This is a genomic window from Chryseobacterium indologenes, from assembly GCF_018362995.1.
Taxonomy (GTDB): Bacteria; Bacteroidota; Bacteroidia; order Flavobacteriales; family Weeksellaceae; genus Chryseobacterium; species Chryseobacterium indologenes_G.
Map to the genome: position 1 here is coordinate 1,995,258 of NZ_CP074372.1, position 16,468 is coordinate 2,011,725.

Below are 16,468 nucleotides of genomic sequence, written 5' to 3' on the forward strand. Positions count from 1 at the left end.
GTTCTATCTATTATAATGTTTTTTACGTCTGTTGGATTATTTACAGCAAGAGGAGATTATCCTGAAATCATCATCAAACTAAGTGAAATTTCTTTTGTACTATGGCTTCCGTTTTTAATGATAGGAATATTTTTAACCATCTTAGGAATAGGAATCTATTTTACTAAAATATCAAAATAGATTCCTAATAATTCTATAAATTATCCAGAAACTCCAGATACATCGGAACACTTCTGTTGATCCATTCATCAGAAGAATCTCTTTCAATTCCGTAATAAACGAAAGGTTCTTTGTAGTCTGCTTTTATATAATCAAAAGTCAGTTCATAAGGTCTGAAAAGTTCCTTCATGGTATATTTATACTCTCCGGATGCGCTATACCCTTCTTCATCAATTCCTGCGGTAACAGCCAATGACATTTTCTTTCCGGCCAGTTTGAAACCGCTGTTGCTTCCATATGCCCAGCCATACAAAACTACCTCATCCAGCCACTGTTTTAAAAGCGGCGGACTGCTGAACCAGTAAAAAGGAAACTGAAATACAATCTTACCGTAAGATTCCATCATTTTTTGTTCCTGTGCCACATTGATTTTTCCATCGGGATAAGCTTCATATAATTGATGAACCGTATATTTTTCAGGATATTTTCTCAATTCATCAATCCATTTCTTATTAATCGCTGATTTTTCTATATCAGGGTGGGTAACAATTACTAAAGTCTTCATTATGTTTAAATTTCTGATACAAAATTACGATACGTAACTTACATTTCGTACATTAGCCACCCATTGTATGGTACTATAAAAAATGTAAGTAATGACTAAAATAAAGGAAACTTCAACGAATTTTGCCAACAAGAAAGCACTTGCTGATGAGTGTCCGGAAATCTATGCCTCCAATATTATCGGAGGACAATGGGCATTGGCCATCTGCTGTTATCTGATCAATGGAAAAATGAGATTCGGGGAATTGAGAAAACGCCTGCAGAATATCACTGAACGAATGCTTACACTTCAGCTTCGCAGACTGGAAGAGGACAAGATCATTAGCAGAACTGTATATGCCGAAGTTCCGCCACGGGTAGAATATGAACTTACAGAAATCGGGTATAAGCTAAAACCCATTATCCTGGAGTTTGAAAAATGGGGAATTGAGCATAAAGAACTGATAGAAAAAGCTTCAAAGAATGACTGATGACTTAGATTCCTACGGAATGACAGAGTGCGTAAATACTATCAAACACCTCTACTTGTCATTCCGTAGGAATCTAAATTTATTATTTATTCAAATCTTCTTTCCACAAAGGTTTTTGAGCTAAAACTTTCGAGTGTATCGGGCAGGTTTCATGATGGGCTCCTTTCAGATATCCGGTACTCATAAGAAATTCATTGACAATCTCTCCTCCTGTAAATTTGAACGTTTTTTTGAATAACTTCATCCATTCCTGCAATGTTTTAGGGTGATGATGTTCCAACCACTTTTCAAAGGAACCAAATTCTTTCTGCAATTCTATGATTGTTTTTGCATTCTCGATAGCTGCATTCACTTTCAGTTTATTCCGGATAATTCCCGGATCATTCAGCAGTCTTTCGCGGTCTTCTTCTGTATAAGCTGCTATTTTCTGGATATCAAAATGATCATATGCTTTTCTGAAACTGTCTTCTTTTTTCAGAACGGTTTCCCAGCTTAAGCCTGCCTGATTGATTTCCAGAATCAGCCTTCCAAACAATTCATTATCATCATGAATAGGAAATCCATAATAGTTGTCATGGTAATTTTTGTGCAGTTCTTTTCTGCTTTCAGGCTGCATGCCTTCTATTGCTAAACAATAACTCATTACAATATATTTTCTGTTTCTATATAAAACTTCCGATTTGTAAAGATAAATCAGGATTGTGACAACTGTCCGTCAGTAGTGTTTTTTATTTTCAATTTAATCATAATTCCATCATTTTATCTTCTGCTCAGAGAATATTCAGTAGTTTTGAGGGCTCAAAATAACCATCATGAAATCATTGTTCACCATTATCTTTATTGTAAGTTCCATTATTTTAAATGCACAGAATCTATATTCTAAAGCCTATGGAAATCCAAAAAATGTTCCCTTTATTTTTATTCATGGAGGTCCGAGCGGAAATGCTACTTTATTTGAAGGAACTACAGCCCAAAAACTGGCTGATCAAGGACTTTATGTAATCGTTTATGACAGACGCGGTGAAGGTCGTTCAAAAGATGAAAATGCTGACATGACTTTTAAAGAAAGTTTTGAGGATTTAAAAGAAATTTACACCACTTATCATATCTCAAAAGCAAATATTCTTGCCCATAGTTTTGGTGGAATTATCGGGACATTATTCACTTCACAATTTCCTGAAAAAGTAAATTCGCTGACTCTTGCCGGAGCTTTATTTACGCAGCAGGAAACCTATGATCATATCCTAAAACAGGCAAAAGAACATTTCAAAAATGATTCTTTCCAACTCAAAGAAATTTCAGAAATAGAAAATCTGGATAAAAATTCTGCAGCCTATCGAAAAAGATGTTATGAAATGGCCGGTAAGCTCAATTTCTTCGATATGCCCAATCCTACTCCCCAAAGTGAAATGCTGAGAAACGAATACAAAACAGGTGAATTTTATAGAAACAACATCAGAAATTCTGATTCACCCCTTAAATTCTATAAAAATGAACCTCTGAATAATTTGGATAATACTTTCGTTTTAAAAGACATCCGAAAAAAAGGAATTCCCATCTTTGCGGTATATGGTAAGAACGACGGGATATTTTCAGAAAAGCAGCTGAATGATCTTAAAAATATCATCGGGAAGAAAAATTTCAGACTTATCGACAATTGTTCCCATTATTTATTTGTAGACCAGCAGGACGATTTTTTACAATTTATTAAACTTACATTGAAATAAAGTGTAGTTTTGTAACTATGCTCCATTCAGGACTCCATATGAAAACCTACAAAGCTGTCATTACGATGCTTGTTTTGGTGTTTTCATTATCTCCGTGTTCTGTAAAAAGAAATGTTCTTGATATTTTTGACATTCAGTACATCAGCGGATTGAATAAGGTAAAGATCATTTCATCTCTTTCTTCCAGCTGTGATACGGCATCTGCCCCGACAGGAGTTTCGGTATCAAAAGCTAAAATTAAGGGGCAATACAAGGATTCTTTTTCCAACTTTTATTTCACTGCAGGCAATTCTGCTGAGGAGAAGATTGTTTTCAATAAATACTCAGGGCATTCCACAGGAAACAGCCCACCGAAATATATTTTGTTTAAAAGACTGAAGCTTAATCTGGTTTAAACTTTTTAAAACCAATTAAAAATCAGTTTTTTACAATACAATATTAATTTCAATGAAACATACCTTAAACAGCCAGTCTTCGGACCTGGCCGGATTATATACTTTATCCCTCCGCATGGTGATCGGATGGACTTATTTTTCAGCTTTCTGGCGCAGACTTATCCTAGAAAACAAGCTTATTCCCGACGAACAGGGATATATCGGTGAAAAATTCAATCACTTTTTACCGAATGCACTCGGCATAAAACCTATTATTGAATATCTGGTTACCCATCCTGATGCCTTACAGCAATCCATGATGATTTTTACTATTATTGAAGCTATTGTGGGATTATTCATTATTCTCGGATTATTTACCCGTTTAATGAGTATGGGAATCTTTAGTCTTGCTCTCGGGATTCTATTGGGTTCCGGCTGGCTGGGTACAACCTGCCTTGATGAATGGCAGATAGGAGTTTTAGGAGTCGCTGGCGGATTTGTACTGTTTCTTACAGGAAGTGGTCCTTACTCACTGGATTATTACTTCATAAAGAATAACAAAAGCTTCACTCAAAAAAGATGGTTTCAGTGGCTGGGATCAGGGAATTTTCCAGTCAAGCAAACAAAAGTTCTTGTATTGACAGGATCGCTTATCATATTTGGTTTGACTCTTTTTACCAATCAATATTTCCATGGAGGGGTATGGGGAACTTTGCATAATAAATCGGTAAAACCGAAACTGGAAATTTCCAATATTTCCCATAATAATTCGGATTTAAAATTTGAAGTATACAGAACGGAAGGGGCCGATGTCTATGGTTCTTTTCTGATAGGTATCCATATTCTGGACAGAAACGGGAATATTTTAAAAGCACTGGATCATCAAGAACTTTCCGGATTGTCTAAAGAAAATATACGGAATCATTATGTTACGAAAGTAAAACCCGGAAAGCACAGCTTGATCATTCCTTTGGGAGCAAAGGCTGATATAACTTTGAATATTGGTGATATTCTTCAGAAAAGTGAAATTCATGCGCTGAAACTGATTGATGTGAGTGGGATTGAGTGGATAGAGAAAATTAAGTAGAATAAAATTTAAGGTGCGGGATTCGGGGTGCGGGTTTTATGTTTTGGCTAAAGCCAATCCTTGATTTATAATAGAAAAAGCGGACTAAAGTCCGCTCCTATTGATATTTGAAATTATTATTTTCTATTTTCAGCTCTATTTTTCTGAGACAATGATATGATAGCTGCATGTGCTGTCCGGATCAAGTTTCAATACTTTTATTTCCAATAAAACATCCAGTCCCATAGTATCGCAAACTCCCTGTAAAAAAGGTTTTATGACTGGCCATTTCAGCAGACCCGCGATCTGCAGGCTCTGCGTGATCTTATGGTAACGGTCTACTCCTTTGATCAGCAGTTCACATTTGTAGTCATTTAATTCTTTAAATTCAAAATTATATTCGGGACTGGATGTAAAAATTGCTCCTATGAGTATTTTGGCTACAGCCGGAATACCAGGCTGCAGGTTAGGTTTTGTTTCAAGATTTCTCAGTGTCATTCTGGATCCGAGATCATACATGAAAGTACTGGAAAGCTGCTCAATAGCTTCGGTTCCGTAAAGTCGGCCAATCTGCTTGAGCATTCCGCCGTAAAAGGCTCCTGTAATATCAGACAGACGCTGGGTAAGTTCTGTAAAGGTTCCGGGAAAAAAATCTGAGATAATCTGAGCCTGATTCATTTCAGGAAGAAAGATATCATGCTTTCTGAAATCTGATAATGCCAGATAGGTTTCCGGCAGTTGTATTTGATTCATATTTAATATTTTGTAAGGATATTGAGATCATGGTTAGTTAATTATTGAAACGAAAGCCTGTATTTCATAAGCTTTCAGAAATAAGAACATTGTCTTTATTGAATATAAAAACAAAGTAAAAAGACAGCATTTGATCAGTTGATATTAAAACTGTTATTCAGACAAAAATCCGGAACTCTTTTAGGGAAACACCTTTTTGAAAAGGGCTTGAGGGATCAGGGAATCTATTCATATTTTTTCATTTGTTGGTGTAAAGCTAGAAAAAATAATTAAACTCTCCAATAAGTGATATTATTTTTTGTTTAACATAATTAAAACTGAAAGTTATTGGCTGATATTATTTTACGCAAGAAATAAACAAAAAAAACCTTCGATATTTTCGAAGGTTTTTAATTAAAATTTAGTGCATGGCTTCACTCAAATCTATTTTTTCTTTGCTTTTTCTTTCTTTTACGAGTAAGATAAACGGAATACATATCAGGAATATTACTCCGAGATAAAGAAATACATCCATATAAGAGAGTACTGTGGCCTGTTTGGTGACTGATAAATCAAGCATTTTATAAGCGGCATTCATTGCTGCATCAGGTGTCATTCCTTTGGCAATAAAATTTGCTTTAAGGGCTGCCAGTCTTTGCTGGACATCAAAACTGTTTTCGTCAAGATGAGAAATCAGATTATTCCTGTATTTCTGACCTGCATTGGCAATAAAAGTTGTAATTGCTGCAATCCCGAAAGATCCTCCAAGCTGTCTCATCATCCCGGTAAAGGCTGCTCCCTGACCAATCTCCTGCCCTTTCAGAGTACTTAAAGACAAAGAGGTGATTGGAATAAACAGTAGTCCCAAACCTGCTCCTCTTACAATCAGCATCCAGAAAAATGCATCTTTACTGGTATCCGGTGTCAGAATTTTATATCCCCAGAAACTATAGACAAAGAAGATGAACAATCCTAAAGAAACCAGGATCTGCTGTTTTGCTCCTTTTGCCAAAAGTCTACCAATAATAGGCATCATAAAGGCTGTGGTTAACGCTGCCGGAATCATCAAAGCTCCCGACTGAAGGGCCGTCCATCCTAAAATACTCTGAGTATAAAGAGGAACGATGAACGTAGAACCATAAAGTCCAAATCCAAGCACGAATGACATCATTGTCCCGATCCTTAGATTGCTATTCTTAAGTACCCTGAGTTCAACGATCGGATATTTAAAGGTAAGTTCCCTCCAAAGGAATAATATAAATCCTAAAACAGCAGCTACTGTAAACGCTACAATCATTCCACTGGCAAACCAGTCTTCTTCATGACCTCTCTCAAGAATGAATTGTAATGAACCAACTGTTACTGCTAATAATCCAATCCCAATCCAGTCAACATCCGAGACTTTACGTTTCTCAGCATATTTTGGACTTCTTACAAACTGCAGTGTCATTAAGGTTGCCGCAATTCCAATCGGAATATTAATATAGAAAATATACGGCCAGCTGAAGTTATCAACGATATACCCTCCAAGAGGCGGACCTAATGTAGGACCGATGATTACTCCCAGACCATAAATAGCCTGAGCCATACTTCTTTTTTCAATCGGATAAGATTCCGTAATGATCGTTTGTGAAGTTACCAATAAGGCTCCCCCACCGATTCCCTGCATCAATCTGAAGAACACAAGTTCCCAGATATTGGTCGCATTTCCACATAAAAATGAAAATATGGTAAATATAATGATGGATGCCGCAAAGTAATTTCTACGCCCAAACTGCTGGGAAAGCCAGCTCGTCATTGGTACGATAATTACGTTACCAATAGCATAAGCTGTAATTACCCATCCCACTTCAGAAAGTGTAGATCCAAGATTCCCCTTCATTTCATTCAAGGCAACATTGACAATCGTGGAATCTACAATTTCAAGAAGGGCACAAAGGATAGCCGTAATCGTAATGATTACTCTACGCGCTCCATATTCTACTAATGAATCTTGCATAATTTTTATTCGAATATTTGTATTAATGTAAAATGTAGGATGTATTAATGATTTTCAATTCATCATGAATACATTTTACGTAAGTACATAAATACTATTTCAAAGCAACTTCTGCCTTCACGTTCATTCCTGTTCTTAATCTTTTGGCAATGTTCTTATCCAGATTTACAAAATCGATTTTTACAGGAAGTCTCTGAACTACTTTTACGAAGTTACCACTCGCATTATCCGGAGGAAGAATAGAGAACGTAGCACCTGTAGCCGGAGAGAATGAGCTTACCACTCCTTCAAATTCCTGATCAGGGAAAGCGTCAATTTCAATTTTCACTTTCTGTCCTTCCACCATTTTATCTACCTGTGTTTCCTTAAAGTTAGCCACTACCCATTTCTGGTCGTTTTTAACCAAAGCAAACAACTGTGCTCCCGCCTGCAGATACTGCCCTGCCTGTGTAGGTACTTTTCCAACGTATCCGTCTTCTGGTGCAAGGATTACCGTGTATGATAAATTCAGTTTTGCATTTTCTACATCTACTTCTCTTTGCTTAGCCACAGATCCTGCCACACTGATTTGTTGTGAGCTTGCTGCGGTCTGAGAAGAAGCGATGTGAGTTTGCTGAGCAATTTGATTTCTCTGATCAACTAAAACCTGTAATTGTCTGTCTGCAGATTGTTTTGCGGCTAAAGCCTGCTCGTATTGCTGTTCTGTAATAGAGTGGTCTTTTACAAGATTAGCATATCTCTTCAAATCCTGAGAAGTTTTCCAGACATTTACTTTTGCTGCTTCTATCTGAGCATTAGCTGTTACTACTGCCGCTTCTGAAGATCCGATATTTTTTGAAGTAGCTGTTGTGGTAGCTTCTGCATTTGAAATATTACTTTTAGCGGTAGATAATGCTGCCTGAGCCTGGTCAAGAGCCATTTTCTGATCTCTGTTATCCAAAATCACCAACGTATCTCCTTTCTTTACAAACTGGTTGTCTTTCACTTTTACCTGAGCTACATAACCTGAGATTTTAGAAATTACCGGTGCCATATTGGAAGAGATCTGAGCATCGTCAGTTTCTTCATGATACTGTCCGTACGTAAAGGCTCTGTAACCATAGATTCCTCCCCCGATTACTACTGCCGCTAAAATGATAGGAAAAACTAAACTTTTTTTCTTTTTAGGTTCAGCTGCCTGTGTATTATTATTTTCCATTTTGGTTTCGATCTGATTATTTAATTGTTAAAGTTCCTGTTGTCTGTAATAGTTTTCTGTATGCCAAGGCAGCATCTGCTTTAGCATTGATCACTCCAACGTTCGCAGCAATCTGAGCCGCGTCTGCATCCAATAATTCTGTCATTGTTGCAAGACCGTTGTCGTATTTATTTTTTGTAATTCTGTAATTTTCATTAGCCTGCTCAGCTGATTTTTCAAAAACAGCAATTCTCTTTTTTGAATAGTCTGTATTCTGATACTCTCTGTTGACGTCAAGTTTAATGTTGTCATTCAGTAATTCATCCGTAGCTGCCAATTGCTTTTCTCTCGCTTGTGACTGTCTTAATGAAGAATTTTCTTTCCACAGGTTGGATAGGTTATAAGAAACTCCAATTCCTACGTTGATAGCATTGTATACGGTAAGAAACTTAGGAATATCTGCGGCTACATACCCTCCGGTAAATGCGATAGAAGGAAGGTTTTCAGCTTTTGCAGCTTTTGATCCCAACTCTGCCGCTTTTCTCTGTTGTGCTAAGGCCTGTAAATCTTTACGGTTCTCTCTGGCTTCAGTAACATAAAAGTCAACCGGTTTCACATCTGAACCTTCCTCAATATAATTTTCATCTACTGCCAGTTCTGTAGTTTCAGGAAGACCTAATAAAAGATCCATATTGATATTGGCAATATTATAGTTATTCTTAGCTTCCAATAACTGAAGTTCGATATTTGAAGTCTGAAGATTCGCCTTCAATCTGTCGTTTCTTGCAATCAAACCATTATTTTCCATTTTAAGGAAAGTCTCATCTCTTTTTTGAGAAGCGGCAAGGTTTTCTTCAAAAACTTTGATAGACTGATTAGCTTTAAATAAGTTGTTATAAGCCTGGGCAACATTATAAGCAATTGCAATTTTGTCGTTCTCAGTACTTAATTTTGAAGCTTCCACCAAATATTTTGCAGACTGGATACCATATTTAATTCTTCCGCCACTATAAATGGGAACACTAAGATTGGCTGAGCCATAAGCTACCTGATGTACCTCGGGACCTCCTGCTCCTGAAACACCCGGAAGTTTGATGTCTACATTTGGTTTTATCGGAAGGTACATATAGCTACCTGATACTTTTAATTCCGGCAACTGTCTGTTTTTAGCTTCCAAAAGATCAGCTGTAGCCTCTTCGATCTTGGCTGCATCGATCTTGAGATTCTTGCTGTTCTGGATTCCCAACTGTACAGCTTCGTCAAGAGAAAGTGTTTTTTTCTCCTGAGCATTTGCATTTGCTATCCCTACGAATAGTGATAATGCAATCACTGAGTTATTTATTCTCTTCATAACCTAAAAGGTCTTTTAGTAAGTATTTAATATGTTTATTAAGTTCTGTATAGTATTTTTCATCAAAAGCTTCTTCATCTTCTGTTTCATTCAGGAACTCTTTATACATTTCTTTTGCATTGAATGCATAAAATAAAGTTCCGCTTACCGTGGAATGAAGGAGATAAATAGGTGGATTTTTGGTGAAAATTCCATTTTTAAGACCGCTTTCCAATATTTGTGAATACATAGAAAGGAATCCCATTTTAGTTTGCTTTAAAAATTCTACAATCTGAGGGTTCTTGGTATACACCTGCTCTCTCTGCATAATCCTGTAAAAGCATTTTTGAGTACGGATCTTGTTAGAAAACTGATCAATTACTTTTTCAATTTTCTGCCATTCATTGATATCGGTTCGTCCCAAAAGATCTTTTGAAAAGAACTGACCTTCATTCATTCTGTATTCTACTAATTTCTCATAAAGTTTTTCCTTTGAGCCAAAATAATAAGAGATCATAGAAATATTAACATTCGCATCCTTTGCAATTTCGCGGGTGGAAGTTCCTTCGAATCCCTTCTCTGCAAAAAGCTTCTCGGCTGCGAATAATATATTTTCTTCTTTTGAAATCATGTTAGTGTTCATTTTTCAGGGCGCAAATGTACACAAGTTTTAACACAAATCAAACGATTGATTGATTTTTTAATATAGATTTAATTTATTGTAAAGAAAAGACGGTTTCTATAATCTAATACCAGACTCATAAGAAAGTCTTTTTATACAACAAAAAACTTCAGTAATTCCCTGTTTTATTTGAAATTCCGGCAATACCTTAAAATGAACAAAAACTCCGGTAACAATACCGGAGTTTCATTTATGTGCTTTTGTGAATATATCTTGATAGCTTTATACCTAAATCGGTCCATACAATTTTAGGATTTCCGTTTCTGGTAAGATGCAGATCGGCTGTATTGATTTCTTCCAAAATAGGTTCAATATTGGCTCCACTGATGAATTTTGAAAATCCTCCCCAGTTGAACCCGTTTGCATCTATCTTTTTATACACCAGATTTTCGGATTGATAGTTCTGAAGAAGTGCCAGTCTGAAGATCTCAGAACAATAGTTCAGGAAGTTCTTCTGTTTTTCCCTGTTCCATCCCGCAATTTCTCTCGCCCAAAGAATGATACTCCTCAAATACTCTGGTTTCTTTTTTACCATAAAGGCATCTCTCACCCATTGTACAAAGAGTTTTTCAAATTCATTGGTTTTATCTCCTGAATTGAGGAGTTTTATCGCATCATTAAGGTCTCCCTGCGCTTCATGAACAATCTCTTTCACTTTTTCATCTGAAACAGAAAAGTTCTTTTTGAGATAGTTTTCAATATCTTCATCATGTAGTCTAGGGATTTCTACAATCTGTGTTCTGGAAAGAATGGTAGGAAGGATGTCATTGGTGCTTTCTGCCGTAAGAAGGATAATTGTTTTTGCAGGAGGCTCTTCTAAAAATTTCAAAAATTTGTTTGAAGCCGCGGTATTCATTTTATCTGCTCTCCAGACAATAAGGATTTTGGTTCCTCCTTCAAAACTCTTCAAAGAAAACTTCTGGTTCTGGTCATCAATTTCATCTGCGGAAATAAACAGCTGCTTGTTTTCCGACTCTAAGAAAGCAGTCCAGTCATCATAGCTTGCATATGGAGAAGCCATGATCATTTCTCTGAATTCATCAAATTTATTCTTACTTAAAGAATTTCTATTGTCCGTAAAAACAGGAAAGCTGAAATGCAGATCCAGGTGATTGAGATGTTCTACCTTCGCTGCAGCATGCTCATTTTCACGATTTAAAATTTCTTTTGCATACGCCAAAACCATAGGAAGTGTTCCGTATCCCTCTTTTCCTACAAAAAGTTGGGCATGGCTCACTCTGTTTTCAGCAATGCTTTCTCTAAGAAGTTTTTTCAGATTTGTCTGTCCGGCGATGTTCTCCCAATTCATGTTTCAAAGATAAAAAATCTTATTTCAATTTATAAAATTAAGTCTTCTTAAAATGTAAAATGCAATTAAAACCATTAAGAAGGATTGAAGAAATAAAGTATAATTAAGATGAATCATTCTGATTTTAAAGCTTAAAGCGAAGCTTAACTTAATACTCTTAACACCTTAATATAACCTTAATGGTTCAAAATAAAAGTTTAAAAAACAAAAGTATACCTGTCATATCATAGGAAACATCAATAATAAGATTAGAATAAAACTTAAAATTAAATTTTGCACAATTTAATTTTATGCAATAAATTTGTAGGACAAAATTTTTCGTAAATTCATTACGATTTCACACCATTTCAAATAGTAAAAATCATACACCAATGGATACAAACCTGGAACAAAAAATCAAAGGAATATTTCAACAACAGAAAGCCTTTTTCAAAACCAATCAGACAAAAGATATTGAATTCAGAAAAGCACAATTAAGAAAATTCCGTGAAGTTTTCTTACAACATACAGATGATCTTTGTGAAGCCTTATCTATTGATCTGGGGAAAAGCAGAAAGGAAGCTGAGTATGTGGAAATTCAAATTGTCATTAGTGAGCTGGATTATTTTCTGGAGAATATTGATGAATGGGCAAAACCTACTCCTGTCCCTTCAAAACCACATCCGTCAGGAGCTGAAGTGATAAGCAAAATAATGTACGAACCTTATGGTGTTACCTACATTATTGGTCCTTTCAACTATCCTGTTCAGCTTACATTCAGTCCGCTTATCGGAGCTTTGATTGCCGGAAATACAGCGATTCTGAAACCTTCTGAAAATACGCCTCATGTGGCCCAGGTTCTTGAAAACATTGTAAAAGAATCTTTCGATGAATCTTATGTGGCAGTTATTCAGGGAGCGATTGAAGAGAATACCTTGTTATTAAGCCTTCCTTTTGATTATATTTTCTTTACCGGAAGTCCGAACGTTGGAAAAATTGTGATGAAAGCAGCCGCGGAACAATTAATTCCTCTTGCACTGGAGCTTGGAGGAAAATCACCAACGATTGTTCATCAAGATGCGGATCTAGATAAGGCTGTAGCAAGAATATCTTATGGGAAATGGATCAATTGCGGTCAAACGTGCGTTGCTCCGGACTATATTTATATCCACGAATCTGTAAAGGATGCATTCATTAAGAAATTTAAAGCTCATTTAAATACTGCTTACGAAGGTCAGTCATTAGGAAAAATCGGGAAAATTGTAAGCCAGAATCAGATAAAACATCTGGCAGGTTATCTGGAAGCAGCACCTGAAAAAGTAATTTACGGAGGAAGCTATGATCTGGAAACCCGTCATTTTGAAGCTACTTTAATGGATAATATCACCTGGAACGATCAGGTAATGCAGCAGGAAATCTTCGGTCCAATACTTCCTATAATGACCTATAATGATATTAATGAGGCTCTGGAAGAAATAAACAACCGCCCGAAACCATTGGCACTCTATGTTTTCACAGAAAACCAGGAATTTGCTGATAACGTTTTACATCATACCACAAGCGGAGATGCAGAGATCAACAGTACGATCATCCATGTAGGTTCGCATTATTTACCTTTTGGAGGTGTGGGAACTTCAGGAATGGGAAAATACCATGGGAAATTCAGCTTTGAAAGCTTTAGCCACAGCCGATCTGTGCTTCAGGTAAAATAAACAATAGTAATAATATATTGCATAAACTAAGGCTGTTCTATATTGGACAGCCTTTTTATATAACAGAATTGATATTTTAACGGGTGAAAATTTGCATTTTTCTTTGAAAGAAAGGCCCTTAACAAACTTTAACCACATATAATTTTTACAATTCATTAATATTTAAGATATTTGCGCATTGTTAAAAATAAAGAATGAAAAAAATCTTTGTAGTATCATTCATATCAGTTGGATATTTTCTGAATGCACAGAGTCTAAGCAACTCACCTTATGCAACCTATGGAATTGGAGATGTGAAATATGATAATACGATCGAGACTACTTCTATGGGAGGTATATCAACTGCTTTTATAAGTGATTTCACCAGTAGTTTTAATTTTGCCAACCCGGCAAACAACGCCAATTTCGAACTTACGAGTATCAGACTGGAAGCTACCAATGAAAACAATTATTTCAAATCGAACTATAACGATATGAAATCTACAAAGCATTCTACGTATCTTTCTAATATTTCTCTTGCATTTCCACTATCTCCAAAAGTGAAAATGGGGATCTCTTATCAGCCATACAGTTCTAAAAGCTACGATATCGTAACTGAACAATTTGCTGCGGACGGAACTCCAATGTATAAAAATAACTTTAAAGGTAGCGGAACATTAAATGCGGCACAGGTTGCTGTTTCCTATAAAATTAATCAGGAACTTTCTGTGGGAGCAAGAGCTAATCTTTATTTTGGAGACCTTAATGACCTTAACGAATTCCGTGCGTACAACCCTGCTACAGGTAGTTATGCCGGTGAATATGTTAATGGTTATCAGACTAAAAACAGAGTCAGAAACTTTAATTTTACGCTTGGTACAAGCTACCAGACTTTAAATACCCGTACTGATAAGAAATTCACAGTAGGAGCAACTGCTACTTTTGGGAATACCAGTAATATGACTACTGAGTATGTCAACAGTACTTACAGATATTCTGATGCTCAGGAAACCAATAAGGTTTATGAGACTATCATAGAGCAGAAGGAAACAAAATCTAAAAACCTTCTTCCATTACAGGCATCCGTAGGGGTTGGATATGGAAGTGAAAACCACTGGTTCCTATCAGGACAGGTAGATTATAAAAAAGGAGAAGACATCTCTTATTTCGGTAAAACTTTCGACTTCCAGGACACGTACAGAGTTTCTGCGGGTGGATGGTACTTACCTAACTATAACAACTTCAGAAGCTACTTCTCAAGAGTAATCTACAGATATGGAGCTTTCTATGAAAGAGGAAACCTTAAACTGGAAGGAACAAGCATTAACAAATTCGGTATTTCTGCCGGAGTAATGCTTCCATTCAAAACAAGTAGCATCACAAGAATGAGTGGTCTTGAAATAGGACTGGAAGTAGGTAAAAGAGGAACTCTTAAAAACAACCTGATCAATCAGAACTTCGTCAACCTGAAAATCGGCTTTAATTTTGCTGACAAATGGTTCAGAAAGACTCTTTATAACTAGAATGAATTTTTCAAAAAAAATATCATATAAAAATATAGCATGCCTTTTTAGTTGTGCTATATTTTTTATATTGACATCCTGTGAAGAGGATCTTACCAAAAGAAATGGCAGCCAAAGCAAAAATTTCCCTTCACAGATCATCAACAACGCCAATATTATACAGCGTGACTCCGGCTTTGTCACTTTAAAAGCCAAAGCACCCATCATTGAAAAGTATGAGCTGATCGACAGCCCTTATGTAGTAGCCCGAAAAGGAATTGATATTGAGTTTTTTGATAAAAAGAAACCTAAGGTTCCGGGAAGAATTACAGCTAAATACGCCCGTATTTTTGAGTATAAAAAATTCTATGAAGCCAAAGGTGACGTAAGGATAAAAACTAATGAAGGGCAGCGATTTGCCATGCAGAGTATTTACTGGGATCAAAGAAAAAACAGAATCTATACCAAAGATACTGTATATGTTACCATGGAAGATGGTTCTACACTGGTAGGTGCCAATGGAATGACGGCAAAGGATGACTTTTCTGAATATACTTTCTATAACAACTCAGGAGATTTCAGTTCAAAGAGAATTTCTGAGAATAAAAAATAATCCGAAAAAATAATGAAAGCTCTGGCTATTGGACTGATGTCCGGAACAAGTCTGGACGGTTTAGACATCTGTCTTGCTGAATTTGAAAAACAGGACAAATGGACTTTTCAGATCCTGAAAGCCGAGACAATCCCCTATTCTGAGGATTGGGAAAACAAACTTAAAAACTCCATTCATCTTTCTGCTGAAGATTTACTGGAACTGAATTCAGAATATGGTTTTTACCTTGGCCGGCAGGTGAAAGAATTTATTCATAAGCATCAGCTTGAAAACATCAGCCTGATTGCCTCTCATGGCCACACGATTTTCCATCAGCCTCAGCGAAAATTTACCCTTCAGATAGGAGACGGCAGAGCGATCAAGCTGGAAACCGGATTACCTGTTATCTATGATTTCAGAAGCCAGGATGTGCTGATGAATGGAAACGGAGCACCATTGGTTCCTATAGGTGATGAATTACTTTTTTCAGAGCACAGCGCTTGTTTAAACCTTGGCGGATTTTCCAATATTTCTTTACACTCAGACGGAAAAAGAATTGCTTTTGATATTGCTCCGGTTAATATTGTACTGAATCATTTAGCACAACAAATCAACAAAAGTTTTGATGAAAACGGAGAGCTTGCCCAAAAAGGAGAAATAAATGAAGCTCTACTGAACGATCTTAATGCTTTAGATTTTTACCAGCGTTCACACCCAAAATCTTTGGGAATCGAATGGTGTCATGAGCATATATTTCCGGTTCTTAAAAATATTGAAATCTCAGATGCCCTGGCTACTTTTACGGAACATAGCGCACAGCAGATCGCCAATGTTATCAATACATATAATATACAAGATATCCTTATTACCGGAGGAGGAGCTTACAATTCATTTTTAATCGAAAAAATAAGATCAAAAACACTAGCTGAAGTGATCATCCCTGAAAAAGAAATCATCGATTATAAGGAAGCCCTGATCTTCGCTTTTATGGGAGTTTTAAAAATAAATAATGAAGTAAATGTACTTTCTTCCGCTACAGGAAGTTCCCATGACCACTCTTCAGGGGTCATAGCATAAGTGTTTCATATCAAAATAAAAAAAACCTTCATTTGAAG

17 protein-coding genes are annotated in these 16,468 nt (G+C 36.3%); 9 read left to right on the forward strand and 8 right to left on the reverse strand.

From position 1 onward, the window contains the following. Window positions 1-15: 15 nt before the first annotated feature. On the forward strand, window positions 16-180 hold the full coding sequence (locus DYR29_RS08920) for a hypothetical protein (RefSeq protein ID WP_213280194.1): 165 nt from the start codon (window positions 16-18) through the stop codon (window positions 178-180). A 13-nt stretch (window positions 181-193) separates the two neighbouring features. Here DYR29_RS08920 and DYR29_RS08925 read toward each other — a convergent pair whose 3' ends face one another. Continuing rightward, on the reverse strand, window positions 194-724 hold the full coding sequence (locus DYR29_RS08925) for an NAD(P)H-dependent oxidoreductase (RefSeq protein ID WP_213280195.1): 531 nt from the start codon (window positions 722-724) through the stop codon (window positions 194-196). Between the two features lie 91 nt (window positions 725-815). Between DYR29_RS08925 and DYR29_RS08930 the strand changes: the two genes are divergently transcribed. Next, window positions 816-1,193: a winged helix-turn-helix transcriptional regulator gene (locus DYR29_RS08930; protein ID WP_213280196.1), complete on the forward strand. Its 378-nt coding sequence runs from the start codon at window positions 816-818 to the stop codon at window positions 1,191-1,193. An 82-nt stretch (window positions 1,194-1,275) separates the two neighbouring features. Here the strand turns inward: DYR29_RS08930 and DYR29_RS08935 are convergent, their stop codons facing one another. Next, window positions 1,276-1,836, reverse strand: a complete 561-nt coding sequence (locus DYR29_RS08935; RefSeq protein WP_213280197.1) for a DNA-3-methyladenine glycosylase I — start codon at window positions 1,834-1,836, stop codon at window positions 1,276-1,278. A 169-nt stretch (window positions 1,837-2,005) separates the two neighbouring features. Between DYR29_RS08935 and DYR29_RS08940 the strand changes: the two genes are divergently transcribed. The 3 genes from DYR29_RS08940 to DYR29_RS08950 are packed head-to-tail and all read left to right on the forward strand — an operon-like array spanning window position 2,006 to window position 4,381. Next, entirely contained in the window at window positions 2,006-2,920 is a 915-nt protein-coding gene (locus DYR29_RS08940) for an alpha/beta hydrolase (protein WP_213280198.1), read from the forward strand. Between the two features lie 38 nt (window positions 2,921-2,958). Continuing rightward, window positions 2,959-3,315 carry a hypothetical protein gene (locus DYR29_RS08945; RefSeq protein ID WP_213280199.1) on the forward strand — a complete coding sequence of 119 codons (357 nt, stop codon included), beginning with the start codon at window positions 2,959-2,961 and terminating at the stop codon, window positions 3,313-3,315. Between the two features lie 52 nt (window positions 3,316-3,367). Then, window positions 3,368-4,381: a TQO small subunit DoxD gene (locus DYR29_RS08950; protein WP_213280200.1), complete on the forward strand. Its 1,014-nt coding sequence runs from the start codon at window positions 3,368-3,370 to the stop codon at window positions 4,379-4,381. A 135-nt stretch (window positions 4,382-4,516) separates the two neighbouring features. Here the strand turns inward: DYR29_RS08950 and DYR29_RS08955 are convergent, their stop codons facing one another. From DYR29_RS08955 to DYR29_RS08980, 6 genes are all read right to left on the reverse strand, one after another. Further along, window positions 4,517-5,113, reverse strand: coding sequence for a hypothetical protein (locus DYR29_RS08955; protein WP_213280201.1), 597 nt, complete (start codon window positions 5,111-5,113; stop codon window positions 4,517-4,519). Between the two features lie 400 nt (window positions 5,114-5,513). Further along, window positions 5,514-7,091, reverse strand: coding sequence for a DHA2 family efflux MFS transporter permease subunit (locus DYR29_RS08960; protein WP_213280202.1), 1,578 nt, complete (start codon window positions 7,089-7,091; stop codon window positions 5,514-5,516). Between the two features lie 94 nt (window positions 7,092-7,185). Further along, window positions 7,186-8,289, reverse strand: coding sequence for an HlyD family secretion protein (locus DYR29_RS08965; RefSeq protein ID WP_142718658.1), 1,104 nt, complete (start codon window positions 8,287-8,289; stop codon window positions 7,186-7,188). Between the two features lie 16 nt (window positions 8,290-8,305). Further along, a complete protein-coding gene (locus DYR29_RS08970; RefSeq protein WP_213280203.1) occupies window positions 8,306-9,619 on the reverse strand; it encodes a TolC family protein in 1,314 nt (437 codons plus the stop codon). Further along, on the reverse strand, window positions 9,603-10,229 hold the full coding sequence (locus tag DYR29_RS08975) for a TetR/AcrR family transcriptional regulator (RefSeq protein ID WP_249413658.1): 627 nt from the start codon (window positions 10,227-10,229) through the stop codon (window positions 9,603-9,605). Before DYR29_RS08975 ends, DYR29_RS08970 begins: the two co-directional genes overlap by 17 nt. A gap of 241 nt (window positions 10,230-10,470) precedes the next feature. Then, window positions 10,471-11,589, reverse strand: coding sequence for an ATP-binding protein (locus DYR29_RS08980; protein WP_213280204.1), 1,119 nt, complete (start codon window positions 11,587-11,589; stop codon window positions 10,471-10,473). A gap of 371 nt (window positions 11,590-11,960) precedes the next feature. Here DYR29_RS08980 and mdlD point away from each other — a divergent pair, with 371 nt between their 5' ends. The 4 genes from mdlD (at window position 11,961) to DYR29_RS09000 (ending at window position 16,430) form a co-directional block, all read left to right on the forward strand. Further along, window positions 11,961-13,280, forward strand: coding sequence for an NAD(P)-dependent benzaldehyde dehydrogenase MdlD (gene mdlD / locus DYR29_RS08985; protein WP_213280205.1), 1,320 nt, complete (start codon window positions 11,961-11,963; stop codon window positions 13,278-13,280). A gap of 194 nt (window positions 13,281-13,474) precedes the next feature. Beyond that, a complete protein-coding gene (locus tag DYR29_RS08990) occupies window positions 13,475-14,782 on the forward strand; it encodes a membrane protein (RefSeq protein ID WP_047421212.1) in 1,308 nt (435 codons plus the stop codon). A 1-nt stretch (window position 14,783) separates the two neighbouring features. Next, the gene (gene lptC, locus DYR29_RS08995) at window positions 14,784-15,374 is read left to right on the forward strand and encodes an LPS export ABC transporter periplasmic protein LptC (RefSeq protein ID WP_047421210.1); all 591 of its coding nucleotides are present in this window, start codon (window positions 14,784-14,786) and stop codon (window positions 15,372-15,374) included. Window positions 15,375-15,386: 12 nt separating this feature from the next. After that, a complete protein-coding gene (locus DYR29_RS09000) occupies window positions 15,387-16,430 on the forward strand; it encodes an anhydro-N-acetylmuramic acid kinase (protein WP_213280206.1) in 1,044 nt (347 codons plus the stop codon). Window positions 16,431-16,468: the final 38 nt, after the last annotated feature.